The organism is Frankia sp. Mgl5 (genome assembly GCF_023242985.1).
Taxonomy (GTDB): domain Bacteria; phylum Actinomycetota; class Actinomycetes; order Frankiales; family Frankiaceae; genus Parafrankia; species Parafrankia soli.
In genome coordinates this window covers 1-26663 of record NZ_JALKFY010000626.1, presented here as the reverse complement: position 1 = coordinate 26663, position 26663 = coordinate 1, and the positions used below count along the sequence as shown (strand labels likewise).

Sequence of the window (26663 nt, the reverse complement as noted above, 5' to 3'; positions counted from 1 at the left end):
TACGTCACGGACCGCCACTCCGGCGAGTCGCTAGACGATCACGATCCGTACACCACGTGCGTGGACTCCACTCCGCCCGGCGGACGGACTGACAGCCAAGTTGACAGCCAAGACAGCAGACAAGGATGGACAGCGGCGGACGCCCACGGATGGAGCACCCCAGGCCGGCGGACGGGATGGACATCCACAGACGCCGGCGGAAAATCCAGATCTAACTACGAACCAAAGGCGGTCCATCTAGTCCGGCAGCCGTGCGGGCGGTGCCGGGTTCGTCTGGCCGCTCACGGCGGGTGCCCATTCCCCGGCTGGGCGCCAGATGGTCTGACGCGGCGCCGGCCGGCGCAGGCGAAGGCGCTGACCGGGGAACGGGACAAAGAAATGGGAGGCACGAGGAGCCGCCGTGGCCCCTCGGATCGGTCCGCAGCCAGTCCGCACGATTGCGAGAAGCCGCCGAAGACGACGACAGATGCCGCAAGCCATCCGCGCAGGTCACGAGGCATCCGCCGAGGTCAGCGACGTTTCCGGAAGTCCCTCATAATCCGTCGGTCGTGGGTTCGAGCCCCACCCGCCCCACAAAAACCGCAGGTAGACAGCCACTTTCGAACCCGCCGGGCGAGTCCTGAAGATCACAAACCCCACGGTAACCCCCACGCTCCGCCGCAGCCAGCGTCCGGAACTACCAGGTCCGCGGAACACTCGTTCGATCCGGCAAGTGATGGTCCCATCGCGGCGGTCACGGGGCATCGTTCCTGGCCAGAGCCCGTGTGGCGATCGGGCGGACGGTGATTTCAGGACCCTCAACCAAGTCGCCCGGGCCTGTGGACGCCGCGACGGCGTGAAATGATCTCGGTCGGGGTCGGACTGTGAGCCCGTTTGATCTTGCGTGTCGAGCGCGTAACCAAGTCTGGAGCCGGGAGCGGCACGAGAGTCGCGTCCTGTCGCTGCGAGCTCGGTAGGAGCGGCACGCTTGTCTTGCTGGCTTTTGGTCTCGTCGAGTTCCGACCACCAGTCGGCGGGTGGTGCTTTCCGGGTGGCGGTCGGCGCGGGATTCTGACTGGGTGGATGGAGAAGCGGGACCGCGGCGCGGTGGCGTGCTGCTTGCCGACGCTCTGGTCGGGCGCAGGCGGGAGGTTGCGGCGCTGCGCGGGTGGCTGGACGAGGCGCGGGGCGGGGCCGGGCGGCTGGTGCTGTGCGCGGGCGAGCCGGGGATCGGGAAGACGCGGCTGGCGCGGGAGCTCGCCGGCATGGCGCTGGCCGGCGGGTGCGCAGTCGCGTGGGGGCGTTGCGCCGAGGCCGCCGGGGCGCCGGCGTTCTGGCCGTGGCGGCAGGCGCTGCGCTCGCTCGGCGTCGCCCCGGATCCGGTGCTTGGCGGTGGTTCCGCCGGCCCGGGCGGCGAGGCGGCGCCCGAGGATCGGTTCCGGGTGTTCGACGGGGTGGCCGACGCGGTCGGCACCGTCGCCGCGCAGGGAGGCCTGGCGGTCATCCTCGACGACATCCACTGGGCCGATGAGCCGTCGTTGCTCGTTCTTCGTCATCTCGCAGACCAGGTCGCCGATGCCGCGCTGGTCGTCTTCGCCGCGTTCCGGGACCGGGAGCCTTCCGGCGTCCTGGCCAGGGTGCTGCCGGACCTGCTGCGCTCGCCGGCCGCGGCGCGCCTGGACCTGCGTGGGTTCGACCTGGCCGAGGTCCGGGACCAGCTACGGCGGATGGCCGACCCGCAGCGGCTCGGCACGCCCGCGCCCAGTCCGCCCGTCGAGCCCGGCGGCGACCGGTCGCCCGGCGCCGACGAGACGGCGCGGGTGGTGCTCGGGGTCACGGCCGGGAACCCGCTGTTCGTGCGGGAGATCGGGCGGGCGGTCGCCGACGGGACATGGCGGCCGGACCGGCCGCCGCGCAGCGTGCTCGATGTCGTCGCCGCCCGGCTCGAACGGGTCGGCCCCGGCTGCCGGCGGCTGGTGCAGGCGGCGGCCATCGTCGGGCGGCGCTTCGGGATCGGGCTGGTCGCCTCAGTGCTCGCCGAGCCCGTCGACAAGTGCCTGACGCTCGCGGACGAGGCGGTCGGGCACGGCCTGCTCGACCGGCTGGGCGCGGGCGAGTTCCAGTTCACGCACGCGCTGACCAGGGACGCCGTCGAGGCATCGCTCGCCGGCGCGGCGACGGCCGCCCTGCACCGCGCGACCGCGTCCGCGCTCGCGGACCGGTTCGCGGACGACCTCTCCGACCATCTTGCCGACATCGCGCGGCACTGGGCACAGCTCGCCCCGCACGGCCCGGCGGAGGCGGCGGCGGCGCGGGCCTGGTCGGCGCGCGCCGCCGAGGAGGCGGTGCGCCGGCTCGCCTACGAGGAGGGCGTCCGGCTCTACCGGGCCGCGCTGGCGTTCGACCGGGGCGCGATGGTCGGCGCCGAACGGTGCCGACTGCTGGTCGCGCTCGGCCGGGCCGCCTACTTCGCCGGCGACCTGGCGGGCTGCGTCGACGCGGCGACGCTCGCGGTCGAGGCGGGGCGGGCGGCTGGTAGCCCCGAGCTGGTCGCCGAAGCGGCACTGGTGCTGGAGGCGGCGCCGGGCCAGGGCGTCAACGCGGTCGCCGACCGGCTATGCGAGGAGGCGCTCGCCGGCCTCGGCGGCCCGGCGGCGCCGGTTGCCTCCCCGGTCCCCGAACCGGCCGGGAACGACGAGGCGGCACGCCGGACGTCGGCGCTGCGTGCCCGGCTGCTGGCGCAGCGCGCCCACCTGGCGTTCTACGGCGGCGAGCAGGACCGGTTGGACGAGCTGAGCGCCGCGGCGCTCGCGCAGGCCCGCGCGTCGGGCGACGACCAGGCGCTTGGCGACGCGCTGCGCGCCCGGCAGGAGGCCTGCCCCGGGCCGGCCGGCCGCACCGAACGCCTCGAGATCGCGACCGAGATGCTCGCCCTGGCCCGGCGGACGGGCGGCGCCCGGTCCGCGATGTGGGGCGAGCTGTGGCGGATCGAGGCGCTGCTGGAGAGCGGACACGCCGCGGCCGCGGCCGAGGAGCTCGCAGGGCTGCGGGCGGCCGTGGAGCGGGTGGGCGGGCCCGTCAGCGCCTGGCACCTGGACCGGGCCACCGCCTGCGTCGCCCAGGCCCAGGGGCGCTACGGCGAGGCCCGGGCCGCCGCCCGGCGCGGGTTCGACCGGATGCGGGCGGTCGAGCCGGCACCGGCCGGCGGCGCCTACATGGCCATGCTGTGCGCGCTCGCGGGCCACGTCGGCCTGAGCGCGGACGCCGAGCGGTTCGCCCGCGAGCCGTTCGACGGCCCGCCCCGGTTCCGGACCATGGCGCCGCTCACTCGGGCCGTCCTGTTCGTGTTCGCGGGGTTCCCGGAGGACGCGGCGGCTGCCTACCGGCTGGCCGGGCCCCCCGATTCGTGGTCGCTGCCGGCGTTCTTCGTCGTCCCCGGGCACGTGTCGGCGGTGCTGGCGGCCGCCGGCCTGGTCACCGCGGGGCTCGGCCGGCCCGACGAGCTCGCGGAGCTGCTCCGCCGGCTGTCGGCGTTCCGGGGCGAGCACGTGATCGGCAGCGGAGTCGCTTACCTGGGGCCGACGGAGCTGGCGCTCGGGCGCGGCGCGCTCGCGCTCGGCCTGCTCGACGGGGCGTGGGCCGACGAGGGCCGGCTCGGCGTGGGCTGGCTCGACACGGCCGTTGACGACCTCGCCGTCGCCGCGGATCGGGCCGACCGGGCCGGAGCGCCCGGCTTCGCGGCCGAGGCGCGCTACCACCTGGCCACCGCGCTGCTCGCCCGCGCCGCGCCCGGCGACCGGGAGCGAGCCGTGGCCGCCGCCCGTGACGCCGACCGGGTCGCGCGAGCTCTCGGCATGACAGCGTACCTCGACCGCACGGCGGCACTCGTCGGCGAGCTCGGCGACGGCGCCGAGCGGGCCTCGGGCCTGCGCGGCTCCACGCTCAGCCCGCGGGAGGAGGAGGTCGCCCGGCTGGTCGCCGACGGGTTGACCAACCGCCAGATCGCCGCCCGGCTCGTCATCTCGGAGCGCACCGCGCAGAACCACGTCCAGCACATCCTGACCAAGCTCGGCTTCAGCGCCCGCAGCCAGATCGCCACCTGGGTCGTGCGCGCCGCCGGCTGATGCCACGGGCGCGGCCGGTGTCGGGCGCGGCGGCGCTGGGGCCAGCGGAACCGCCGCCATCCGGTATTACGGGACAACGCGCAGGAACGGCGGCGGCCTGGGCATGCGCGCGGTGAGTATGCGCGATGAGTAGTTCGGCGGATGGCGGCCGGGCGTGGCCCTCCTAATCTTCCCGTTGTCGGCTCCGGTCGCGGAGTCTTCAAGACCGAACGGGAATGTGGAGGAAAAGAAATGCAGTGGATTACCGTCGCCGTGCCGCCGTTCGCCAGCCTCGAGCAGACCGACGCGGTGTTCGCCCAGCAGGCCCCGGCGCCCGACGGGCTCGTGGCGCGCTACGCCGGCACGGCGGCTGACGGCAAGATTCGCATCGTCGCCCTCTGGGACTCCAAGGCACACGCCGACCGGTTCTTCGCGAATACCCTCGGCCCCGCCCTCGCGCGCGCCCTCGGCCCCGAGCCGGCGGGCCTGCCGGAGGTCATCGGCATCGATGTGGCCCGCTCGTACGTCCGCCAGCCGGTCGCCTGACGGGCGAAGCCGGCGCGGTAGGGCGGGCGTTGTGCGCAGTCGGCCTCGGCGAGCTCTGATCTCCTGTGGTGTCCTGCTGCTGGCCGCGGCCATGGCCGTCATCCCGGGTGGCGCGGCGAGGGCCGCGCCACCCGACAGCCTGCCCCAGTGGCTGTCCGGGCGCAGCGGAGACTTCAACGGTGACGGGCTCGACGACCTGATCACCTTCACCCGCGGCCCGGAGGCCGACGTGTGGGTCGCGCTGAACGGCGGTGGCGGGTTCGGGCCGGCCGAGAAGTGGCATGACTACTTCGCAGTCGGCACGGAAGAGCCACTGGTCGGCGACTTCAATGGCGACGGCCGGGACGACATCGTCACCTTCACCTGTGGCAGCGGGATCTGGGTGGCGCTGAACATCCGGCTGCCGAGGCTTCGGCCAGAGGTTCGGACATTCGGTGTGGCCGAGCGGTGGAGCGACAGCCTTGGCTGCTCCAACTACGTCGTCGGCGACTTCAACGGTGACGGCCGCGACGACATCGCCGATTTCGGGTCGTTCGGGGGCGGAACGTTCGTGGCGCTCAGCACCGGCGCGGGGTTCGGAGCCGCGGTGAAGTGGAACACCTATGTGCCGGGCGCGCCGATCGAGGCGGGTGACGTCGACGGCGACGGGATGGACGACCTCGTCGGTTTCGACATTGTCGGCAAAGTGTGGGTGGCGCCGAGCAGGGTGTACTGGACGTCGCGAACCGGCCTCGTCCGGTATTTCGACGGGCCGTTCCTGCGTTACCAGCTGGAGCCGGCCACCTCGGACCACCGGACGGACCTGGTGGGCGACTTCGACGGCGACGGGCGCGACGACTTCGCTGACGTCCGCCAGTTGCCGGACGGCTCCGCCGACGTCGCGGTCATGATCAGCTACGGCACCGGTTTCGTACCCGGAGTACCCCTGACGAACCTCGAGTTCGGCTCGGCCCTGTTCGGCGTCGGAAGGTTCTACACGCCGGGCCGGGACGACCTGGTGATGTACACCGGCGTCTATTCGACGGCGGACACCCGGGTCTTCACCGCCCGCAGCGTCACCCTGTCGCCGCCGTTCTCGACGGGCGTCGGCTTCCTCCCGCCGGAGCAGCGCAGCAACTACTTCGCGGTCTATCACGAGGTCCCCATGGGGGCGACGTTCTGCTGCGGGCACGGCTGACCTCGCCGCCCCGAGCGTCGGCCCGCGGCTCAGCCGCCGGCCGTCCAGCCGCCGTCGACGACGACGACGAGGTAGGAGCCGGTCATGTAGGAGGCGTCGTCGGAGCCGAGGAAGGAGCCCGCGTAAGCCGGGCTCGGTGTGCCCAATGCTGTACCAGGGGCAGGCTCGCCATCGTGTGCCGCGCGTCGTGGAGCCGGGCCGCCCGCACACCGGCCTGTGACAGCAGGTCCTGCCAGGCCCGATGATCCGCGCGGGGATCGAGCGGACGTCCGTTCGGCTGGACGAAGATCAGGTCGTGTTCGTTGACCCACTCGCCGCCGGCCGCATCGCACTCGGCGCGCTGCGCGGCACGGTGGGCCCGCAGGCTCACCGCCAGGTTCGGCGGAATCACGATCGTCCGCCGGCCGGCATGGCTCTTCGGCCGCACAATCACCAGGCCCCGTGGCAGGTGTCGAGGCTCTTCACCAGGTACTTGGTCAGGTAGCCAGTCATCCGACCGGTGTTCGTCGAGTTCGCCGTGACACCGTCCGCGCGGAGCTGGGGCCCGAAGCGGACGACGTGGGCCGGTTCGTCGTCGCCGCCGATCGCGTCCACCGCCTCATCCCAGGTCGGGAGCAGCCGGGACGTGTCCGGGTCGAGGTAGCCGTTTGCGGTTCGCGGCTAGCGCCAGCCGTAGCGCTGATGCAGCCGGTCCGTGACCCGCTCGAACGGCTCGCGCGGCAGGGCCGTCGACTCTCGGCGCATCCCGCCCTCGTGCACCCGGATCACCCGGTCCAGGTTGACCCAGGACGGTCGGTGCTCGCTGTCCCACCCGCCTGCGCCGACGGGCACAAAGTCGCCCTCGCCGTCGTGGTCCTTGCTGGTTAGCTGCACGGCCAGGTAGGTGCCCGCGGATTCGACGGCCACCACGAGTACCGGCCGGTCCTTGCCCCGTCCGTCGTTCTCCTGGAACGGCACCCACGTCCAGACGATCTCGCCGGGATCCGGGGCCCCGTCCGGTTGCGGCGAGTAGCTCATCCGCACCGGCCCGATGCGACGCGGATCGACCTCCATGGTGGCGTCCGGCCCGGACTCGCCCGGCGAGACCTCTGCATTCGCGCGGGACGACCACGCCCGCTCCCGGGCCGGGTGACTGCGCGCGGCTGCCACCGAGGACGAAGAAGAACGGGCCGTCGGTGTTGATGCCGACCGCCGCCGACCTTCCCGTCCTGCCTCCCGCGAGGGTGCCTCACCCCTGCGGCGGCCGCTCGTCACCAGGTCGGACACGGTCTTGATCAGATCCCCCAGCAATCCCATGCCGCCACAATAATTAGACCGGCCACGGCTCCTGACCGCCTGGGATACAGCCCCCAGGGCGACACCGAGCACCCGCGGCACCTCGAACGGCGGGAGCTGCAGACGCAGCAGGCAGCGCAGCGCGCTGTACCGGGACAGCCGGATCGCCAGCGCGGACAGGACCCGAGCACCGGCCCGGCGGGCTAACTCGCGGACGACCGCGCCGATCTGAACGGCCAGCCTCGCCGTGCGCCGCTGGTAGCGCTCCAACACGTACGACTTCGCGCTGCGCCGCCGGCGCCGCTACGCCACGATCCTGATCGACGCGCAGACCCGGCGCGCGTCGACGTCCTGCCCGACCGCGGCGCTGACGCGTTGCAGGCATAGCTGCGCGCCCACCCCGGCGTCCAGATCGTCTGCCGGGACGGCTCCGGCGCCTACGCCGAAGCGGTCCAGAGCCGGCGATCGGACACTCCCCGAGCACGCTTATTGAACGCGTGACGGTTGTGCGTAGGCGAGCAGCGCGTCACGGTCTGCCGCCAGGGTGAATCCGGCTTTGATCGTGCTGTCGACCGCCGTGGTGTATTTCTGCAGGTAGGTGTCACGCGACGGGTAAAGGGCCGCGAGACGCTCGGCGGGCAAGGGTGTCGTCGAGCCGAACAGACTGCATATCACCGAAGGGTTCGGGCCGGGGGTACCCGACAGGACGTCGACCGGCACGTCCACGGGCGGGGTGCGCACGCCGCCCAGTGCGATGCCGTCGGCGTCGCGCGCGATCTGCGGCGGGCTGTCCTGTGTGACCTCGATCCGTGGTGCGGTGGCGGGCAGCGTTCCGGCGCTCACCCATTTCTCGAGGGCGGCCAGTGCCGCCTTCGCGACGACGTGCATGGGAGCATTATTGATCTTTACCGAGCAGCCGAGTGCGTCGGCGAAAGGGCCGACCGTGTGCGCGTCCGCGTGTGCGGCCCCGGCGACCTCCCAGAGGCGGAACCGGTCACTGTCGGGCTGGCGCGCGCCGAGGGAGTTCAGCGGAGCGCCGAGGTCGCCCTCGGTCTGGATGTCGAGTACTGGTACTTCGGTGTCGGTCCGGATGATCGTCGGTGAGGTCGCGGTGTCGTCGGCGATGTTGGCGGGCTGGCCTGGCGCTGCGAGCGGAAGGCCGCCGATGCCACGGCTGTGGACGAGGAAGCCGTCGAACTCGCGGGTGAGGGGCTGCACTCCGTTGAGGTAGGTGACGAGCGCGTACGCCGACTGGGACTGGCCGGCAGCGAGCACACGCCGCGGCTTCAGGTCGCCCATCGCCACGCCGCTGGCACGGACCGCGCGCGCGGCTTGGGTGAAGATGTCGAAGGAGTATCCGTCGCCGGGCTGGTTGAGCGAGCCGTATCGCGCGGGGTCGGCGCCAACCAATCCGGTTGAGGTGTTGCCGCGACCGGTCGGGGTGAGCACGGGTCCGCCCATGACACCGATGCGTTGCGCCGAGACACCGACCCACGCGTCGCCCCGTCGGACGATCTCTTCGTGGGTGCTTGACCACACGACGTCCGAGTCGCTCCCGCCGCTGACGTTCAACCACTCGACGACGACGGTGCCGCTGAACGCCGTGGTAGCGGCTGGCCGCCGCACGAGTACCCGGGTGCTGTACGCGGCGGTACCGCCGGGTTGGAATGTCCAGCGGCCATCGGGAGCCAGCGCGCCTTGCGGGTCGTACGAGGTCGCTGTCCCTGATGCGGCGTACTCGTTCTCGACGTAGCCGGTGCCCGTCAGGTCGACCTTCGTCGGGGAACCCATGCTGACACCGTTACCGCCGCTTAGTTCGCGTAAGTCGGCAACCGGTCCCGCGGGCCGTGGCTGTGCCGTCGGCGACGTTTCCGAGATCGGCTCCGACCCGTCGGAACATGCCGATCCGAATATGGCGATGACGAGTACGCAGGCGAAAGCCGAGACATGTCGACCCGGTGAAAACTTGCGCCTTCTGGCGACGTTCTCACTTGGCATCTGTGAAGCCTCCGTCGGTTTCCATCGATGTTCATCGACTCCTGCCATCGGGCCGGTTGACCCCACTGGCGGGCCGACTAAACGGGCTTGGAGCCAATTCGATTGCCGGACAAGCAGGATCCCCACGGAGGGGTGCGCGGGGTCTTGGAATACCTTCTGGTCGCGCTGGACGAGCGGCCGGCCGGTTCATCGAACGCGATCTCCGTCCGCTTCGACCTGATGGAGCCGGGCGAAGACCGACATGAGACGGAGCAGTCGGTCCGTCAGCTCCTCGGGATCGAGGGGGTCCTCGCCGTCGATCAACCAGTCGTTGATGACCGCGCCCGTCCCACCCGTGAAAAACGCCGCCAGGTCCGCAACCGTGTCCTCGTCCAGCTCGCCGAACAGCGTCCGCACGGCCGGTCTTTGGAATGGTTTGAACAAGCTGTCCAGCGCACTGGTCATGGCGAACGCGCACGATCCGGTCAACATCGCACGGTAGAACGACCGGTGCCGCGCGAAATGTCGTGCCGCCGCCACCGCCCGCGTCCGACCGGCCTCGGTGTGGTCCTCGAGCTGCGGAAAGAGTTCCCGTCTGACCAGGTCGACCGCAGCTTCTACGAGAAGCGACTCGCGATCACCGAACTGCAGGTAGACCAGCTGCCGGCTAACGTTCGCGGCCTCGGCAAGCTCGGTGGCCGAGACGGCCGTCGTGCCGCGCTCGGTCACCAGGCGCACCGCTGCCGCGAACAGGGCTGAGCGTGAGCGCAGCACCCTCCGGTCTGGGGGGCGGGGTTCCCGCGAGGGCTCGGACAGCACGTCGCGATGGTATACAGTTGTCAAAAATTTGACAAGTGTTAATCACTGCCGCCCGCGGGAGTGTCCGACGATGCGGAGGGCAGCACCCCCTCCTCGCGACCGTCGACCGGAAGGTGTCAAGTCAACTGAGCCAGTTGGCTGTTGCTTGGCTGGTCGGACTGCCACTGTGGGGTGGTGGGGAACCGACCGTCGCGGAATCGGGTGCTTGGCGACCGGCTGTGGGATGACGAGGGGCGGGAGTGGCGCCATGCCACCGGTCAGTGGGCCGATGTCGACGAGGTGGAGCGGTGCCTTGCCGATGCGCGGGTTGTCCTGCTCCACATCCGGACCGCGTGTTACCTGCGCAAATGGACGTCGGTGGACGTCCACGGACAAGCGTCCGAAGATCTCTTAATCCGCGGGTTCGGGGTTCGAGTCGCGGCGCACCCGGTAGCTATCGGTCGGGTCGGGAACGCCGACCATTCCGGTCGAACTCGGCTGACAGCGGGACGACGGCCTCGCGGAATACGGTCTCGCCGGAAATGAGGTGCGCTCGCGGCCCGGGAACTGGCAGTCTCGCGGTCATGGATGTGCCGGCCGGATTCGAGATCGACGACGACCCCGAGCGGATCGACCGCGACGCGGTGTGGGCCGCCCTGTCGACCGAGGTCTACTGGGATCTGTGGCGCGAGCGCTCGCACGTCGAGGCGCAGCTGGACAGTGCCTGGCGGGTCGTCGGTGCTTACGAGGTGGCCACCGGTCGGCAGGTCGGCTTCGCCAGGGCGATCTCCGACGGCGTCTCGTTCGCCTACCTCGCCGACGTGGTGGTGACCGGTAGCGCCCGTGGCCACGGGCTAGGGAAGGCCCTGGTCACGGCCATGATCGAGGACGGTCCCGGGGTCGAGTTCGAATGGCTGCTGCACACCAAGGACGCCCACACGCTGTACGAGCGGTTCGGCTTCCGGATCCCCGAGCGCACCGTCATGGAGCGGGGGAGCCCCCGCGAGCCGGACTTCGAGGCGGCGCCGCCCCCCGATTCCGTGCGGCGATAAGTGGGGCCGCTCAAGACCCGTTCAACCAGATCGGGCCGCTCCGGCGTGGTCCACGCACCGTGACGATCAGACCTGCGTCGACCGCGCTGCGGTTGCGGCACCTGGCGCCCCGCGGTGTGGAGTGCCGTCGGGCCCACCGAACTGTGCCCCGTGATCAGGCAGACTTGAGGGATGGCCGACGATGATCCGCACTGCTGGCTCGAGGACGTCGCCGGGGAGGCCGCCCTCGCCTGGGTGAGGGAACACAACGCCGAGACGTTCGCAGAGCTCACCCAGTCCGCTGAGTTCGCCGGGCTGCGCGCGGAGATCCGCGAGGTGCTCGACTCGGATGACCAGATTCCCTACCCGGCCACGCGGGGTGAGTACCTCTACAACTTCTGGCGCGACGCGGCTCATCCGCGTGGCCTGTGGCGGCGCACCTCGCTGGCGTCGTATCGCGACGCCACCCCGGACTGGGAAGTCGTACTCGACGTCGACGCGCTCGCCGCCCGTGAGGGCGAGAACTGGGTGTGGCACGGCGCGCGGGTGCTGCGACCCGACTACCGGCTGGCTTTGGTCGAGCTGTCCCGTGGCGGCGCGGACGCCTCCGTCATCCGTGAGTTCGACCTGGTCACCAAGTCCTTCGTGGAGGATGGCTTCTTCCTGCCCGAAGCCAAAAGCTCGGTCGGTTGGATCGATGAGGACCGGATCTATGTCGGTACCGATTTCGGCGAAGGATCGTTGACCACTTCCGGCTACCCCCGCGTGATCCGGGAATGGCGGCGCGGCACTCCGCTCGACGATGCCGTCACAGTCTTCGAGGGCGAGGTGGATGACGTCTCGGTCGACGCCTACCACGACCCGACCGAGGGTTTCGTGCGCGACTTCGTCGACCGAAGTATCGACTTCTACCACACCGAGACGTTCCTGCGTATCCCGACGGGGCTGGTCCGCATCGACGTCCCGGACGACGCGCACGCCTCGGTTCACCGGGAGTGGCTGCTCATCACCACCCGGTCGGAGTGGGTTGTCGACGAGAAGGCCTATCCGGCGGGCGCGCTGCTCGCCGCCAACTTCGAAGCATTTCTCGCCGGACGACGAGAGCTCGAGCTCCTCTTCGAGCCGGACAAGCACACCTCGCTCGCGTACCACGCGTGGACTCGCAGTCATCTCATCGTCGCCACTTTGCGGGACGTGAAAAGCCAGTTCACCGTGCTCACTCCGACAGCCTCGGGCTGGACGAGGGCACCGCTGGCCGACCTCCCGGACACCGGCTCCGCCTACATCAGCGACACCAACCCCGACGTCGACGACGAGTACTACCTCGGTGCCAGCGGCTACACCCAGCCAGCGACCTTGTACCGCGGCGAGATCGGCGTGGAGCCCGAGATCCTCAAGCAGGCACCGGCGTTCTTCCCGACCGACGGCCGCACCGTCAGCCAGTATTTCGCCGTGTCCGACGACGGTACCCGCGTCCCCTATTTCGTCGTCGGTACCGGAAAGCCCGGGCCGACGCTGCTCTACGGGTACGGCGGTTTCGAGGTCTCGCTCACCCCCAGCTACAGCGGTACTGTCGGCCGGGCCTGGCTGGCGCGCGGCGGCACCTATGTCGTCGCCAACATCCGCGGTGGCGGCGAATACGGCCCGGAATGGCATCAGTCAGCCATCCGCGAGAACCGGCTGCGTTCCTACGAGGATTTCGCCGCCGTGGCCGGCGACCTCGTCGGCCGGGGGATCACGACGCCGGCCCAGCTCGGCATCGAGGGCGGTTCCAACGGCGGGCTGCTCATGGGCGTCATGCTCACCCGCTACCCGGAGCTGTTCGGAGCCGTCGTCTGCTCGGTGCCGCTGCTTGACATGCGCCGCTACCACCAGCTGCTGGCCGGAGCCTCGTGGATGGCCGAGTACGGCGACCCTGACGATCCAGCCGACTGGGCGTTCATCAAGGAATACTCGCCGTACCAGAATGTCCGGCCCGGCCGTCGCTACCCGCCGACGTTCATCACCACGTCAACCCGCGACGACCGCGTCCACCCCGGGCACGCCCGCAAGATGGTCGCGCGGCTGCGCGAACTCGGCTACGACGTCCGCTACTACGAGAACATCGAAGGCGGTCACAGCGGCGCCGCCGACAACGAGCAGCTTGCCCACAAATCAGCCCTGATCTACGAGTTCCTCTGGCGCACCCTCGGCACCGGCCCCGCGGCCGGCGAATAGCGCCGGCGGCCCTGCGGAGAGGGACGCCGGCACTCACCCACGGACCGGTGTCGACGGGGGCCTTCCGCCGCTTCTCCGCACCCGGCAAGATCCTCACGGTGCTCGGGGACAGCGGTTGGTCGGCCTCGGGCCTGTTCAGCGGCGAGGTCGATGCCGTCCTCGCCGACCCGACCGGATGGGTCGAGCACAGCGGCGTCACCTGGACGTCCGTGGGGTCAAGGACCTGACAGCCAGCGCCAGACCCGAGTATCTGTTTGCCACATCAGCAAACAAATTTGGTGGCTGGCCACGTCCTGGGCAAGAGTGGCCCAATGATCGACGACCTCGCGACAGGCTCACCCGCGTCCGACACCCGCTCTGCTCTCGACGGATACGTCGGAGACCCGGCAGTGCAGGCGGAGTGGGACAAGCGGTACTCCGAACGAGAGCAGTTGTGGAGCGGCCAGCCCAACGGCACGCTCGTGGCCGAGGTCGCCGCGCTCACGCCCGGGCGGGTGCTCGACGTCGGCTGCGGCGAGGGCGCGGACGCAGTCTGGCTCGCGCGCGGCGGCTGGGACGTGACCGCGCTCGAGGTCTCCGGCCTGGCACTGGAGCGGGCGGCCGGGCACGCGCGGGACGCCGGCGTCGCCGTTCGATGGGTCCACGCCGAACTGACCGAGGCCGCGCTCCCGCCGGCGTCCTTCGACCTGGTCTCCGCGCAGTACCCGGCCCTGCTGCGCACCCCCGACGCCGCGGCCGAACGAGCGCTGCTCGCCGCCGTCGCCCCCGGCGGCCTGCTCCTGCTCGTGCACCACGCGGGAATGGACACCCATCCGGCGCACGACAGCGGATTCGACCCGGCCGACTACGTCTGGCCCGCGATGGTCGCCGCACTACTCGACGACGACTGGGAGGTGGAGCTCAACGAGCAGCGGCCACGCGTCGCACCCGACAGCGGAGCCGGCGCACACCACGTCGACGACCTGGTACTACGCGCACGCCGGCTACGCTGAGCCCCCCACGTTCATTGGCCGTTCCCGTTCATCGGCCACGACCTCCAGCGTCATCTCCCAATCGCCGGAAGCGGTCGAATCCACCGGGAGAAGTTCGGCTGAACGTTTCAAATATTCAGCCGAAAACGCCCGGAGTTAATCTCGAGGAGACCTAGGAAATCTCAGCCAACGCACCATCCGATTCCGATGAGGCCTCGCCGGAGACTCGCCATTCCCGTAGGTTCTGCACCACCTCTTCATAGAATTTTTCCAGCGCGTCCACTACAGAGGTCACAAATGTTCCCTTTCCGACGCCACGCTTCGAACCAAGAGGAGCGCTGAGCGAAATACGGAACGCTCGAATTTCACGTCCGGCCTCAGGAACCAGAATTTCCGGCTTCTGGCGCACCAACGCGAGAAGCTCCGCTCGGGCGGACTCCCGCGACCCCTGCTCGAAAGATTCGACACGCAGGTTCCCGTTCGCATCCGCCAACTGCCGCGTAACCCACTTCACGCGAGTGAGTTGACGTCCCTGACGAGGAGCATCGACGCTGATTGAACAGACCACCCGCCCCGATCGCAGGTCGGCGGAAATTCCTACGGGGCCGACAGCGCCAGGGATCCGCAGCGTCGCGGATATTGAGCCCTTCTGGCACAACTCATCAGCCAACGCCTGCCGTCTTTGCGCCGCGTCGATTCGCCGATTTATCTGAAGGAAGACCTCGGTCCCCAGCAGTCCGCCCAGATGTAGGCACAGATAGTGGGCCAGCTGGTCGAAACGTTCGACGGTAGAAGGCAGGCCCTTGTCGGTGGGGCGTAGAGTTCCCGCCGACACACTATCCCTCACCGCCACCCAGCTGGAACCCATGTCGTCGAATGACGCGGCGCCGGATCTCGCATGGTCGAGGTAGCGGAGAAACTCGCCGAGAATGTACTCCTGAGTAGCGTCCGCCACGGAACTATTTTCGATGAGAAGTTGACAACGGAAGCGTACCTCCGCCCAGGAGATGTGGTAGACACCGACCTTCTTCGTCTTCCGTCCGTCGATCGCGACGGGATGACGCTCATCTGGCGCGGTGATCAGGTTTGAAATCGTGATGACGGCGTCGAATCGCTGCTCGCGGGCTATGTCGAGATACGCTTCGATCTGGTCCGCACGAAGTTCCCCTACACCTGTCTTCACCTCGACGAGTGCTGTCCAGGTACGCTGCCCACGCCTGACACGAATCAGCCCGTCAGGCACATAGGGATCGTCCCCACGGTTGAACGGGACTTCGATATACGTCTCGATCTGGCCAGCAGGCGCGCCGAATCGGGTCGTAATCGCACGACCGAACTCTCGCACAGACCCCACAACCGCGAGCAATGCTGACGTGGCGCGGCGTTCCTGTTCAGCTGCCCCGCCGATACCGGCAACCGGGAACAGCCTCGCCGGATGCCAGCTCGGTTCTCCTGCTCCAGCAGCCGGCCGTCGGGCCCTGGAAGCTGACAGCTTCCGCGCAGTCCTGCGCTTCGTCGTTGTGACCGTCTGAGTGCGCCGCTCCCGGCTGCGAACCGGCGGACTGGCTGCCTCCGTCGGAGCCGTGGCGGCCGTGCTTTCAGGAGCCGTGGCGCTGTCTGTGTCCGGAGACTCCGCTGCGGTCTCAGCCTGCTCGGTCGCCGTGCCATCGGCGTCGTCAGGACCGACTTCGACTCCATATTCGGTAACCAGGGTTGACAAGCCCGTGTCATACCCCTGGCCAATCGCACGGAATTTCCACTGCCCACTGCGACGGTAGACTTCTCCGAGCACAAAAGCGGTCTCGGTCGAAGCGTCCGTGACATCGAATCTAAGTAGCTCCGCCGCGTCGGATCCTCGGAGCAGCCGAAGCCGCAGATACTTCAGGCAACCAAATCCGTCCCCGGCGCCGGCGTCCAGACTGGCAGAAAGAACTACCCGTTCGACACTGTCAGGAACGTTGTCCATGTCAATGTCAACGACGTCCGTGAAGGCCATATGGTCTTTTTCGTTGTTCGAAGTCTTACCTCGGAGCCTGACAGCACCGCCAGCGCCAGATGGCTGGTTGTAGAAGACCAAGTCGTCGTTCGATCGTACCTTTCCGTCATCCCCAAGCAGGAGCACACTTACATCCGCGTCTAGCGACTGACCCTCCTCAGTAGCCCACTCAAGAATCACGGAAACAGAACCGAGTTCGTCAGCCAGGGCACTGAGGGTTACATTTCCCCCCTTGCACATGGCCGCAGCTGTCGCAGCGCACATACGGGTGACCATATCCCGCACGGGACACCCAAACAGGGACACTCCCAACACACCACAATAGACCACAATTCGAACACGAGATGAACAAGTTCATGCCGTTGGTACCGCAGCGACAGTGATCTTTGTGCGACTACCGCCGCTCTGGCTGCCGCTTGGGCGGGCACTGGACCCAGCAGGAACGACCGAACGAGGTCAATTCCGCTCCGATCGGTTTTCTCCACGGCCTACGGTGATCCGGACCCTTTTCGTGTCTTCGCCGTGAGGAGTATGTTCCGCTGTTTCGGACCCCGGAGATGCGAGGACGCTCGCGCGCCGGGATGCTGAGGTGCACGGCCTGTCGGCGGTCAGCCGGACGGGTGGAAATACCGCGGTCGGAGGGGAGTTATGCCCGGGAGCCCACGCGCGCCCGGTGACCGGCGCACATCTCGACCATCCGGCGGATCCATCGGCTCCGTCGCGGACCGGCTGCGGCGACGGTTCGGGCATCTGGTGGAAAAGGCCCGGCTGATCCGGGCACGGTTCCGGAACGCCGCGGTGGAAGATCTGACATCCAGATTGCGTCAGGGCGATCTGATCAACAGTTCGATGAGTCTCGCCGCACTCATTCTGATGATGTTTTTCCCCTTTATTATCGCGTTGGCCGCGTTGTCGCCGCTGCGTCCCGGAGGCGCGGCAGAAATAATCATCAGACGGATGGGCCTGAACCAGGATGCCGCGAAGGCCGTCGAACGACTGTTCACGCCGCAGGACGGAACGGTCCACAACGGCTGGACGGTGGTGGGCGCGCTCTGGCTGATTCTCGGTGGCCTCACCCTGGCCGCGACCGTGCAGTCCGTGTATGTCCAGGTTTTCAGGGTCCAGCCGCTCGGGCTTCGGGGCATCCCGGCCCAGGTCGTCTGGCTCTGCGAGCTCATTGTCTTTCTCGCCGGCGCCACCGGTGCCGGGGCGCTTCTCACCAGCACCACTACCGGCCAGATCTGCTACGGCCTGCTCAGTACCACGGGTATGTTGTTCCTTCTCTGGATCGGCATCAGGGTCCTCACCCTCGGACGGATCGGGTGGCGCGAGGCCTGGCCGGCCGCCGCGTTCACGACGGTCGGACTGACCGGTCTTGGCGTGGTGAGCAGGTTTACTTTCTCCGCGTCCATCGTCACGAACGAGCGGAGCTACGGGAGCATCGGCGTCGTTTTCACGATCCTTTCCTGGCTGATCGGGTTTGGCGTTGTTCTCACCGGAGGGGCGATCGTCGGAATGTGGTACAACGAGACGCGCAAAGCAGCCGCTCGTGCCAAGACGGGAATGCGGGCTGAAAAGGGAACCGGCGATGCGGCCGGCTGCGGAGATCCCGACGTCACCAGGCGTCGACCCGGGCGCGAACGATGACACCCCGGGCAGCGGGGATTCAGGGCACCGGGGCCGGGCCGGAGGCCGCTTCGGCCGGCCTGACCGTTCTTCCCACGCTGGCGGCGGCGCAGTTCCTCATGACCCTGGACAGCTCGGTCATGAACGTGTCGATCGCCACTGTGGCCGCGGACATCGGCACCACGGTGACCGGAATTCAGACCGCCATCACCTTCTACACCCTGGTGATGGCCGCGTTCATGATTACCGGCGGCAGGCTGGGGCAGCTCTTCGGGCATCGGCGTGTGTTCACCATCGGCTGCGTCGTCTACGGCTGTGGGTCGCTGACGACGTCCGTCGCCGGGAATCTCGCCGTGCTCATGTTCGGCTGGTCGTTCCTCGAAGGAGTCGGCGCCGCGCTGATCATGCCCGCGGTCGTCGCTCTGGTCGCGTCGAACTTCGCCTCGGCGCAGCGACCGCGCGCCTACGGGCTGGTCGCCGCCGCCGGCGCGATCGCGGTCGCGGCGGGTCCGCTCGTCGGCGGCCTGTTCACCACCTACCTGTCCTGGCGCTGGGTCTTCGCGGGCGAGGTCCTCGTGGTGGGCGTCATCCTGTGGCTGACCCGGGGGATGGCGGACACGCCTCCGACCGCGCAGGGACGTCTCGACATCGTGGGCACCGTGCTGTCCGCGGCCGGCCTGGCGCTGATCGTGTACGGCGTCCTCCGCTCGGGGAGCTGGGGCCTGGTCCGGCCGGCGCCCGGCGCGCCCGTCTGGCTGGGGCTCTCACCCGTGATCTGGCTGGCCCTCGCGGGCGGAACCATCCTGTTGCTCTTCGTCCGGTGGCAGGATCACCGGCTGGCCCGCGGCGCCGCCGCGCTGCTCGATCCGGCGCTGCTGCGGAACCGGACGTTCCGGGCCGGGCTCACGTCGTTCTTCTTCCAGTATCTGCTCCAGGCGGGGCTCTTCTTCGTGGTGCCGCTGTATCTGTCGGTGGCGCTCGGGCTCTCGGCGGTCGCGACCGGCGTGCGTCTGCTGCCGTTGTCCATCGCCCTGCTGGTGGCTGCCGTCGGCATTCCCAAAGCCTTCCCGCATGTCTCACCGCGACGCATCGTCCGTGGTGGTTTCCTCTCCCTGTTCGCCGGAACAACGATTCTGATCGCCGCGCTTGACGCCGGCGCCGGACCGGAGATCGTGACCTGGCCGATGCTGCTCGCCGGCCTCGGGGTGGGCGCGCTCGCGTCCCAGCTCGGCAGCGTCACCGTGTCCGCGGTCGCCGACGAGCACACCGGCGAGGTCGGTGGGGTGCAGAACACGGTGACGAACCTGGGCGCGTCGATCGGTACCGCGGCAGCTGGGGCGGTTCTCATCTCCGCGCTGACCTCGTCGTTCCTGGCCGGCGTACGGCACGACCCCGCCGTACCGGCGGAGCTGAGCACGCAGACCGAGGTGCGCCTGGCCGAGGGCGTCCCCTTCCTGTCCGACCGGGACCTGAAGATCCGGCTCGACGAGGCCGGCGTCCCGCCGGACACCGCCAAGGCGATCACCGCCACCAACGCGGACGCCCGCATCGACGGTCTGCGTGCGGCTCTGTCGCTGCTCGCCGCCATCGCCCTGGCCGCGATGTTCCTCACCCGCCAGATCCCGGACCGACAATCCGCTCCGGTGCCGACTTCCGGCCGGGTCACCTGACCGCTCAGAGCCGACGGCCAGACGTACATCACGGTCACCGACAGCAGGATTCGGCTGTGGGACATCACCGGCCCCCGTCTGCTGGTTACGGGCCGCCGTACGACTGACCGGCGGGCCCGCCGACGCCGGCGCGGCACGACTCCCAGCGGCCCGGCGCAATGATTGGATGCGCGGCATGGTGGCGGCCCACCCGCGACGAGGCGGACGTGGGTGAGGATTGCCGGTAAATCCCACGAACGCCCGGCCCCGTTCCCGGCACACGGGATTCTCGTCAAGGAGAGCGATGAGCCGCAGCGGCAACCAGCTCAATGTCGACCATGACGACCTGGAGGACATTCGAATCGCGGTCGTTCTCAATGGTGGGATAAGCCTCGCGGTGTGGATGAGCGGGGTGGTCAACGAGATCAACAGCCTTACCCAGCGCCGTCCGAGTGATCCGGCCCCGGGTAAGGCGGATCTGCGCTTTTCGGAAGCGGCGACGGTCTACGGCGGACTTCTTGATCTCGTCCACGGGAGGGCGCGGGCAGATGTGATCGCGGGGACGTCGGCCGGTGGCATCAACGGGGCGTTGCTGGCGTATGCCCAGGCCTACGGGGCCGATCTGCGCCCGCTCGGCGAGTTGTGGGCCGAGTTGGGCTCGTTCGACGCGCTGCTGCACGACCCGCGTGAGCCGCACCCGGCGTCCCTGCTGCGCGGCGATGACTATTTCCTGCCCCAGCTGGTCAGTGCCTTCGAACGCATCGTGCCCGCGGGCGAACGATCCCAGCGGTATGTGCCGGCGAGCGAGCGGCCGATCGACCTGATCATCAACACGACGCTGATGCGCGGCCAGCCGAAACAGCGCGTCGACGACTTCGGGACGGAGATCATCGAATCGGCCCATACCGGAGCGCTGCGATTCACCCGCGCTGCGGACGTGTCACCCGGACTTGACCCCTTCTGGGACGCGAGGATTACCCATCGGCTGGCGCTGGCGAGCCGGAGCACCGCGTCGTTTCCGGTCGCCTTCGAACCGAGTTTCATCCCGGTGGGGGAAGCGGGGAGGGATTCCTACCATCCGGACATGGGCGCCGGCGCGGGCCTGCCGGCGGTGGCGCAGTTCGACCGGAGCCGGTACGTCATGGACGGCGGAGTGCTGCTGAACCAGCCGGTGAAACCGGCGCTCGCCGCGATCTACGCCCAGCCGGCGGAGCAACAGGTACGGCGGCTCCTGGTGCATGTGAACCCCGACCCGAGCAGTCCCGCCCCGGCCGAGGTCGCCGGCCTCGGCGACGTCTACAGCCTCGGCAGCGATACCGACGACCGGCCGCCGAAGCCGGCCGCGGTGCTGCGGACGCTGGCCACGTTGCCCTACGCGCAGTCGGTCGACGCCGAGCTCACCGAGATCCAGGCGACGAACGACCGGGTCCGCCGCTACCGCCCTGACCGCGCGAGGATCGTCCACCACCTCAACGAGAAGCTCGCCGAGAAGCTGATGGGCGGCTACCGGACCACACGCTCGTATCAGGAGGCCGATCGCATCGGTGCGCTGCTGGCCGCGGCCGCCCCGCGGCCCCGGATCTGGTGGAGCCGTCCCGAGCTCGCAGCGGTGCTACGGGACGTCGGCACGCGCGCCGGCGGCGTCTCCTACATACCGCCGGACGACCATCTGCCAGCCGCTGACGCCGACCCCGCGCGCTGGGCCTGGGGGGTCGAGCCGGTTGAGCGCATCGGCGCCCTCGCGGTCGACGTCTTCAAGCGCGCCATGTGGCTCGCCGATCCGACCGACCCCGCCGAGGTGACTACCCGCCGGCGGCTGCGCGGGCACCGCCGGCGCCTCCACGAGGCGCTGGCCGAGCTTCGTGAATGCCGCCGCGACGACGAGGTGTTCTGGCGGAGCTGGGCCACCCGGCCGCCGGCTCCCCCGGCGCGGGGCTCGGACGCGACGGAGCGTCAGGAGTGCCTTCGCTCCTGGGTACAGGCCGCGCTGTCACGCTGGCCGCTGCCGCCGGGGGCCAAGGAGGCCCCGGCCGCCTCCCTACCTGACCGGCTGGGCACCGTCGCGGAGCGGATCGCGCGCGTCCTGGCCGAGGCGGGCGGCGACCTGCGGCATGTCGCCGCGCGCGCCCGGCCGGGCGGTCCACCGGCCGGCCCGCCCGGCGTTCGGCACGCGGCCGGTTCTCCCGACGCTGCTGGCGACTCCGATGCGGCGGACGAGGCCGAGTTGCTGCACAACCTGGTCGAGGCGTTGTTTCCCGACGGCGCGCAGCCGTCCCCGGCATCGTTGCTGCGCAGGCTGCTGGCGGTAGAGGTGTGCCAGATCGCGATCTCCGGCGCGCCGCCCGAGGTGGAACAGGAGGCGCTGCTCCAGCAGATCAGCGGCTTCACCCCCAACTCGTTCGGCGGGCCCACCACCCCGGCCAAGATCGCCGGAACGGAACTGTTCTGGTTCGGCGGGTTCGCCAGCAGGTCCTGGCGGGTCAACGACTGGATCTGGGGCCGGCTGGACGGTGCCACGCGCATGGTCCAGGCCGTCCTCGACCCGGGCCGGCTGCGCCAGCTCGGCCTGTCGGCCAAGGACACTCACGACCAGCTGCGCCGGCTCGCCGTCGGGGGCAGCTATCAGACCCGGTTGGGCGAGCACTTTGACGCGCAGAGCGAGGCGATCCTCGCGGAGCTGTCCTTCCTCGACGATCCGGAGGCAAGAGCAGAGCCCCTCGTGGCCACTGCGCTCGCGGTCGCCCGGCGGCTGCACGCCGACATCCTCACCGAGGAGCTGCCCCGCCTCGCCGTCGCGATCGAGGAGGATCGGAAAGAAGGCGGCCTTCCCACCGCGGGGGCACGTTTCCTGCGGGTGTGGACGGCCACGCCCGACCCCGGCCTGGACGAGCTCTTCGCCATGTTCGCCGACGCCGAGATCGCCACGGAGTCATTCGCCGAGGCGGTCTCAGCGGGGCTCCTCTGGAGATCGGCTGCCGTCGCCACACGGTTTGCCGCGGGCCTGTTCGCCTCGGTCCCGCCGGCCTACACCCCGATGCTGCAGACACTGGAACTGGCCTTCGATGTCGTCCGGAAGGAGGCCGGTAGCGTGCTGATGCTGCCCGCCGCGGTGATGAGATGGGCCGGCCGGCAAACCACCGCGAGGATCCGGGAAAGTATCGGCGGATGACCCGGGAATGAGCGGACCGCCCGTGTCTCCGACCGCCGAAGCCCAGCTCCTGAGTTCAGTGCCGGGATGTCGGCACCGAGCTCACGGAGGTCGGAGTTCTTCCGGTCCGGTCACCAGGCCGGGCCGGGCTCTCGCTCCAGCCCTGCCACACCCAGATGCCGAGGGCTCCCACCAGAGAAAGATCAGCCCGATCACGGGCATCACTACTGCGGCCCAGGTGGGCGTACCCGAGGGCAGATCTATCTGAGCGATTCCCAGACCGGCACACACCAGTGCCCTGGCCAGCGACGTCGACCGCCGGGCCGATCCGACGAACGGCCGGTGCCGGATCACCTCGACCAGGAAAAAGAGCGCAGCGGCACCAAACACCGGTGCCGCTCCAAGGGTGTGCAACACCCCGCCAGTATCTCGTACGACCCCAACCGGCGCGGGTCAAAACCTGAGGATTGCTCTGAAGCAGGCGTGCGGCCGGACCCGATATGGCCGGCCAGCGCATCAGGGACGAGACGACCACGGGACGCCGCCGCCACCGCCAGCCGCGTCCGTGGCACGCTGAACCGGTGAGATCTCCGCTTCGCCAACGGGTGCGGCGTCCGCGGGCACGCTGACGCCCCGGGGCCGTGAGGTACACGGCGTTCCCGGGGCGCCACCGCGGGGGCTACTTCTCGATCCACAGCTCCTCGGGCAGCAGGGAGCCGGCGCCGTACTGCCTGAGGCCGTTGACGTTCTTGGCCGCGATCGCGCCGGGGGCCGATCGCATGAGGAAGATGACCGGCGTCATCGCTGTCAGTCGCGCCTGTACCTTGTCGTAGGCCGCCTTACGATCGGCCACCGAGGTCGCGGTCCGGCCGGCCAGCAGGGCCGCATCCAGTTCCGGGTCCGCGAGACCGGACATGTTGGCCGGTGAGTTCCCGGTGAAGTTCGCCAGCAGCCGCGGCTCGGGGTCCTGGAAGGCCGCCGACGAGATGACCATGTCGAAGTCGTGGGTCGCGCGCAGCGCGGCGCCCTTCGCGAAATCGATGATCGCAACCTCGGCCTTGACGTTCTTGAAGCTGCTGAGCTGGGCCTGGACGTTCTCCGCGATCGCCTTGTTCTCACTGGTCGGATAGCTGGAGAAGGTGAACGACACCGGCTTTCCCTCGGCCGCCAGCTCGTCGAAGAGCTGCTGTGCCTTCGCCCGGTCGGTGGACCTCAGCTGCGTCTTCGAGTAGAAGGGTGAGGCATCGGCGAACAGCGTGTCCGCGACACTGCCCTTCCCGTTGTAGGCGGCCAGGTTCAGCGCGTCGATGTCCAGCGCCGCGGACACGGCCTGCCGAGCCCGAATGTCGTCGAACGGGGCTCGGCGCGTGTTGAGCGCCAGGAAGTTTCCACCACTGAGCGGCAGCAGGTCGGACGGGAGGCCAGCGGCCTCGGCTTTCCCGAGGTTGATCCAGTTTGTTTCGATGGAAACATCAGCGCCGCCGCTGGTCAGAGTGTTGTAACGCTGGTTGGAGTCGAGCACCGTGCGCAGCGTGATCCCGTCGAGATAGGGCTTGGGCGCGTCCCAGTAGCGTGGGTTCTTCGTGAGCTTGATCTCGGCCTGACGGGTCCAGCTCTGCAGGGTGAAGGGTCCCGCGCCGATCGGCTTCTCGTCGAAGGACTGCTTGCCCTTCTGCAGGGCTGCCGGCGAGGCCACCCAGTTCAGAACCGTGCCGACAACCGCCTGCGCGAACGCCGCGATGGGCGTGGTCATCGTGACCTTCATCGTGCGGTCGTCGATCACTTCGGTCGAGGCGACCATTGCCGCTTCCGGCAGGCTCGACGACGCGGTGGCCGGGTCCTTGATGCGGTCCCAGTTGAACTTCACAGCCGCGGCGTTGAGGGGCGTACCGTCGGAGAAGACCAGGTCAGGGCGCAGCTTCAGCTCGAAGGTGGCGCCGCCGTCGGTCGTGGTGAAGGAGTCGGCCATCGAGTAGCCGACCTTGCTGGTCTCGTCCGTGGTCAGCAACGTGCCGTACAGGGCGTTGCCCAGCACCGCCGTGATCGGCGCCTGGTTGGCCAGCGACGCCGGGTCCAGGCTGGTCGGGTCACTCGTCATGATGATTCGCGCGATGCCACCCGAAACGGGTTTGCTGGAGGCATCGCTGGCCGGGCTGGCCGTGGTGGAATCACCGCCCCCGCAGGCTCCCAGGACAAGGGTAGCGACGCAGACCACGGCCGCGCCGAGTAATCGCTTCTTACGCGCCATCGGTGACCTCTCGTTATGTACGTGGCGGAATCAGAGAATCGATCGGTCAACGCCCTTCAGGGCGCGCCGGGACGACGGATCAGCCGACCGGAGAGGGTCCGGACGGCCGCGGAGAAGGCAGTGCTTCGCGGGCGGGCGACCCGCCATCGCGACGCATTCCGTCAAGTTCCGTCGAGCCGGAAAGTCAGGCTCTCCGTGCGCACGGAGAGCCATCGACCGGTCTGTACGGGTTATTTAGCGGGGCTTACTTCCGTGAACCGGTGGGCCGTGGCTCATGCCGGGCCTCGGCCATGGTGACTTTGGAACACCGCCGAGGGTGAGGTACTCGCCGGTAACCGCACCCGCATATCGGGAACCAACTCGCCCCGTCGCGGCGCCCCCGGCTATACCAGAATCCACCTCGTCCTCCCCAGGGCGCCGGCTAAGTGTCGGTAGGATGCCACCAATATCTGTGTTTCGGCAATACCCGGCGACGACAGAAACGGGCCGGCCCGACCACGGCGTCCTCCGGGCCACCTGGGCCGGAGCCCCCGCGGCGACAGGCGGCCGGGGGCGCGAGCCGATCCTGTGCGGCCGACCCGGACACCGCCCGACGGCGGTTGCACAGTACACGGACCTCCGAACAATTGGACATACCAGAACCAACGCGACACAACATGCGACCTCGAGATCGCCACAGTGTTCTCGTAGCTACCCTGGGCGCTCGACGGCTGATCGCGACACCCGCTAGCGTGCGAGGTCCGGGGAGGGGCAGAGCGGCGCCGGCTGTCGTCGGCGCTCCGGCCACGGAGGTAGTTCCGATGTCCCCCGCCCCAGGTTTCGTCTCGCCGGTTCGGCGTGCCCTGCTCGGCATGGCGGCGGCAGCAGCCGCCGCAGTCCTCGCCACCGGCTGCCAACCGGCGGTCGGCGGTGGTCCGCCGGAGCCCGACCCGGTCAGCACCGCGACCGCGGCGTCTACGCCCGGTCCGTCGTCCACGCCCACCTCGGTGCCCACGGCCAGCTCAGCACCCTCGATCAGCCCCGATCCTTCCGCCGGGCCGACGATCGGCGGCACCGCCGGGCCGGGTACCGGTGCCTCGACCGCACCCACCGGTCCGTCGGCGCCGCCCGGCCGGCCTTCGGTGACAGGCACGCCGGCGCCGGGCGCACCGGCAGGGCCGACAACCGTGCCGGTCACACCCGGCCGGATCCAGCCGGGTGTGGTCCGCACCGGTCCGGCGACGCACTACGGCGCGGACGGCGGCGGCAACTGCATGTTCGACCGCCTGACCGACCCGGCCATGCCGGTAGTGGCGATGAACGAGCTCGACTACGAGACGGCCCGCGCCTGCGGGGCGTACATCGAGGTCACCGGACCCGGTGGCACCACGGTCGTGAAGGTCACCGACCGGTGCCCGGAGTGCGGTCCTGGTCATCTCGACCTGAGCCAGCAGGCCTTCGCCCGGATCGCCGGCGGCGTGCCCGGGCTGGTCGACGTCACCTGGCGGCTGGTGAGCCCGGCTGACATCGGATCCGTCCAGTTCCGGGTCAAGGAGGGGTCGTCGGCCTACTGGCTGGCCATTCAGGTCCGTAACCACCGCAATCCGGTCGTCTCGCTCGAGGTTCGGGTGAACGGGGCCTGGACGGCGCTGCCGCGGGAGATGTGGAACTACTTCGTGGCACCGCAGGGTCTCGGCCCGGGGCCGTTCACCGTGCGGATCACCGACGTTTACGGCGAGCAGCTTGTCGAGACCGTGAACCTGGCACCCGCCTCGGTGCAGACGACGGGCAGCCAGTTCGCCCGGCACTGACCGACCGCCGACGGAACCGTGGGGGGGGGGGCGGGGGGGCCCCCCCCCCCCCCCCCCGCTGCCGGTCAGAAGACCGGGCAGCGGCCGTCGAGGAGTGATGGTCCTCGAGGCGGTGGTCTCGGGTGCGATCGT

Annotated in this window: 16 protein-coding genes and 4 pseudogenes; 12 read left to right on the top strand and 8 right to left on the bottom strand. The window is 69.5% G+C overall.

Annotated elements, in window-relative coordinates:
- The first annotated feature begins 1091 nt into the window (after positions 1-1091).
- The 3 genes from MXD62_RS17785 to MXD62_RS17775 all read left to right on the top strand — a co-directional run bounded on the left by MXD62_RS17785 (position 1092) and on the right by MXD62_RS17775 (position 5805).
- Positions 1092-4103: a LuxR family transcriptional regulator gene (locus MXD62_RS17785; RefSeq protein ID WP_248830653.1), complete on the top strand. Its 3012-nt coding sequence runs from the start codon at positions 1092-1094 to the stop codon at positions 4101-4103.
- A gap of 231 nt (positions 4104-4334) precedes the next feature.
- Positions 4335-4628, top strand: a complete 294-nt coding sequence (locus MXD62_RS17780) for a hypothetical protein (protein ID WP_248830652.1) — start codon at positions 4335-4337, stop codon at positions 4626-4628.
- 31 nt (positions 4629-4659) lie between these two features.
- Positions 4660-5805, top strand: coding sequence for a VCBS repeat-containing protein (locus tag MXD62_RS17775; RefSeq protein ID WP_248830651.1), 1146 nt, complete (start codon positions 4660-4662; stop codon positions 5803-5805).
- Positions 5806-5834: 29 nt separating this feature from the next.
- On the opposite strand, the pseudogene MXD62_RS40735 reads toward MXD62_RS17775, so the two are convergent.
- From MXD62_RS40735 to MXD62_RS17760, 4 genes and pseudogenes are all read right to left on the bottom strand, one after another.
- Positions 5835-5921, bottom strand: a pseudogene (locus tag MXD62_RS40735) (NAD(P)-dependent oxidoreductase); the annotation flags it as partial.
- 325 nt (positions 5922-6246) lie between these two features.
- Positions 6247-6453 (bottom strand): annotated as a pseudogene (locus MXD62_RS17770) (replication initiator); the annotation flags it as partial.
- A 12-nt stretch (positions 6454-6465) separates the two neighbouring features.
- The gene (locus MXD62_RS17765) at positions 6466-6822 is read right to left on the bottom strand and encodes a type II toxin-antitoxin system PemK/MazF family toxin (RefSeq protein ID WP_248830656.1); all 357 of its coding nucleotides are present in this window, start codon (positions 6820-6822) and stop codon (positions 6466-6468) included.
- A 339-nt stretch (positions 6823-7161) separates the two neighbouring features.
- Positions 7162-7353, bottom strand: a pseudogene (locus MXD62_RS17760) (ISL3 family transposase); the annotation flags it as partial.
- A 4-nt stretch (positions 7354-7357) separates the two neighbouring features.
- Here MXD62_RS17760 and MXD62_RS17755 point away from each other — a divergent pair.
- Positions 7358-7536, top strand: a pseudogene (locus MXD62_RS17755) (transposase); the annotation flags it as partial.
- Between the two features lie 30 nt (positions 7537-7566).
- Here the strand turns inward: MXD62_RS17755 and MXD62_RS17750 are convergent.
- Together MXD62_RS17750 and MXD62_RS17745 are read right to left on the bottom strand one after the other, a co-directional pair.
- Positions 7567-9078, bottom strand: a complete 1512-nt coding sequence (locus tag MXD62_RS17750; RefSeq protein ID WP_248830655.1) for an alpha/beta hydrolase domain-containing protein — start codon at positions 9076-9078, stop codon at positions 7567-7569.
- Positions 9079-9264: 186 nt separating this feature from the next.
- A complete protein-coding gene (locus MXD62_RS17745) occupies positions 9265-9831 on the bottom strand; it encodes a TetR/AcrR family transcriptional regulator (protein WP_308301280.1) in 567 nt (188 codons plus the stop codon).
- A gap of 608 nt (positions 9832-10439) precedes the next feature.
- Between MXD62_RS17745 and MXD62_RS17740 the strand changes: the two genes are divergently transcribed.
- From MXD62_RS17740 to MXD62_RS17725, 4 genes are all read left to right on the top strand, one after another.
- Positions 10440-10907 (top strand): GNAT family N-acetyltransferase, encoded by a 468-nt coding sequence (locus tag MXD62_RS17740; RefSeq protein WP_248830649.1) that lies wholly within the window; start codon positions 10440-10442, stop codon positions 10905-10907.
- Positions 10908-11078: 171 nt separating this feature from the next.
- On the top strand, positions 11079-13103 hold the full coding sequence (locus MXD62_RS17735) for a prolyl oligopeptidase family protein (protein ID WP_248830648.1): 2025 nt from the start codon (positions 11079-11081) through the stop codon (positions 13101-13103).
- A 47-nt stretch (positions 13104-13150) separates the two neighbouring features.
- Positions 13151-13330 (top strand): hypothetical protein, encoded by a 180-nt coding sequence (locus tag MXD62_RS17730; protein WP_071061112.1) that lies wholly within the window; start codon positions 13151-13153, stop codon positions 13328-13330.
- Positions 13331-13414: 84 nt separating this feature from the next.
- A complete protein-coding gene (locus MXD62_RS17725; protein WP_248830647.1) occupies positions 13415-14095 on the top strand; it encodes a bifunctional 2-polyprenyl-6-hydroxyphenol methylase/3-demethylubiquinol 3-O-methyltransferase UbiG in 681 nt (226 codons plus the stop codon).
- Between the two features lie 151 nt (positions 14096-14246).
- Here the strand turns inward: MXD62_RS17725 and MXD62_RS17720 are convergent, their stop codons facing one another.
- Positions 14247-16310: a TerD family protein gene (locus MXD62_RS17720; RefSeq protein ID WP_248830654.1), complete on the bottom strand. Its 2064-nt coding sequence runs from the start codon at positions 16308-16310 to the stop codon at positions 14247-14249.
- A gap of 513 nt (positions 16311-16823) precedes the next feature.
- Here MXD62_RS17720 and MXD62_RS17715 point away from each other — a divergent pair.
- The 3 genes from MXD62_RS17715 (at position 16824) to MXD62_RS17705 (ending at position 22514) form a co-directional block, all read left to right on the top strand.
- Complete coding sequence (locus MXD62_RS17715; RefSeq protein ID WP_308301279.1) at positions 16824-17717, top strand: ribonuclease BN; 894 nt, start codon at positions 16824-16826, stop codon at positions 17715-17717.
- A complete protein-coding gene (locus MXD62_RS17710; RefSeq protein ID WP_248830645.1) occupies positions 17714-19366 on the top strand; it encodes an MFS transporter in 1653 nt (550 codons plus the stop codon). The genes MXD62_RS17715 and MXD62_RS17710 overlap by 4 nt, the downstream gene beginning before the upstream one ends.
- A 283-nt stretch (positions 19367-19649) precedes the next feature.
- Complete coding sequence (locus MXD62_RS17705) at positions 19650-22514, top strand: patatin-like protein (RefSeq protein WP_248830644.1); 2865 nt, start codon at positions 19650-19652, stop codon at positions 22512-22514.
- 658 nt (positions 22515-23172) lie between these two features.
- Here the strand turns inward: MXD62_RS17705 and MXD62_RS17700 are convergent.
- Positions 23173-24741 carry an ABC transporter substrate-binding protein gene (locus MXD62_RS17700; RefSeq protein WP_248830643.1) on the bottom strand — a complete coding sequence of 523 codons (1569 nt, stop codon included), beginning with the start codon at positions 24739-24741 and terminating at the stop codon, positions 23173-23175.
- A gap of 800 nt (positions 24742-25541) precedes the next feature.
- On the opposite strand from MXD62_RS17700, the gene MXD62_RS17695 reads away from it, so the two are divergent.
- Positions 25542-26531, top strand: a complete 990-nt coding sequence (locus tag MXD62_RS17695; RefSeq protein WP_248830642.1) for an expansin EXLX1 family cellulose-binding protein — start codon at positions 25542-25544, stop codon at positions 26529-26531.
- Positions 26532-26663: the final 132 nt, after the last annotated feature.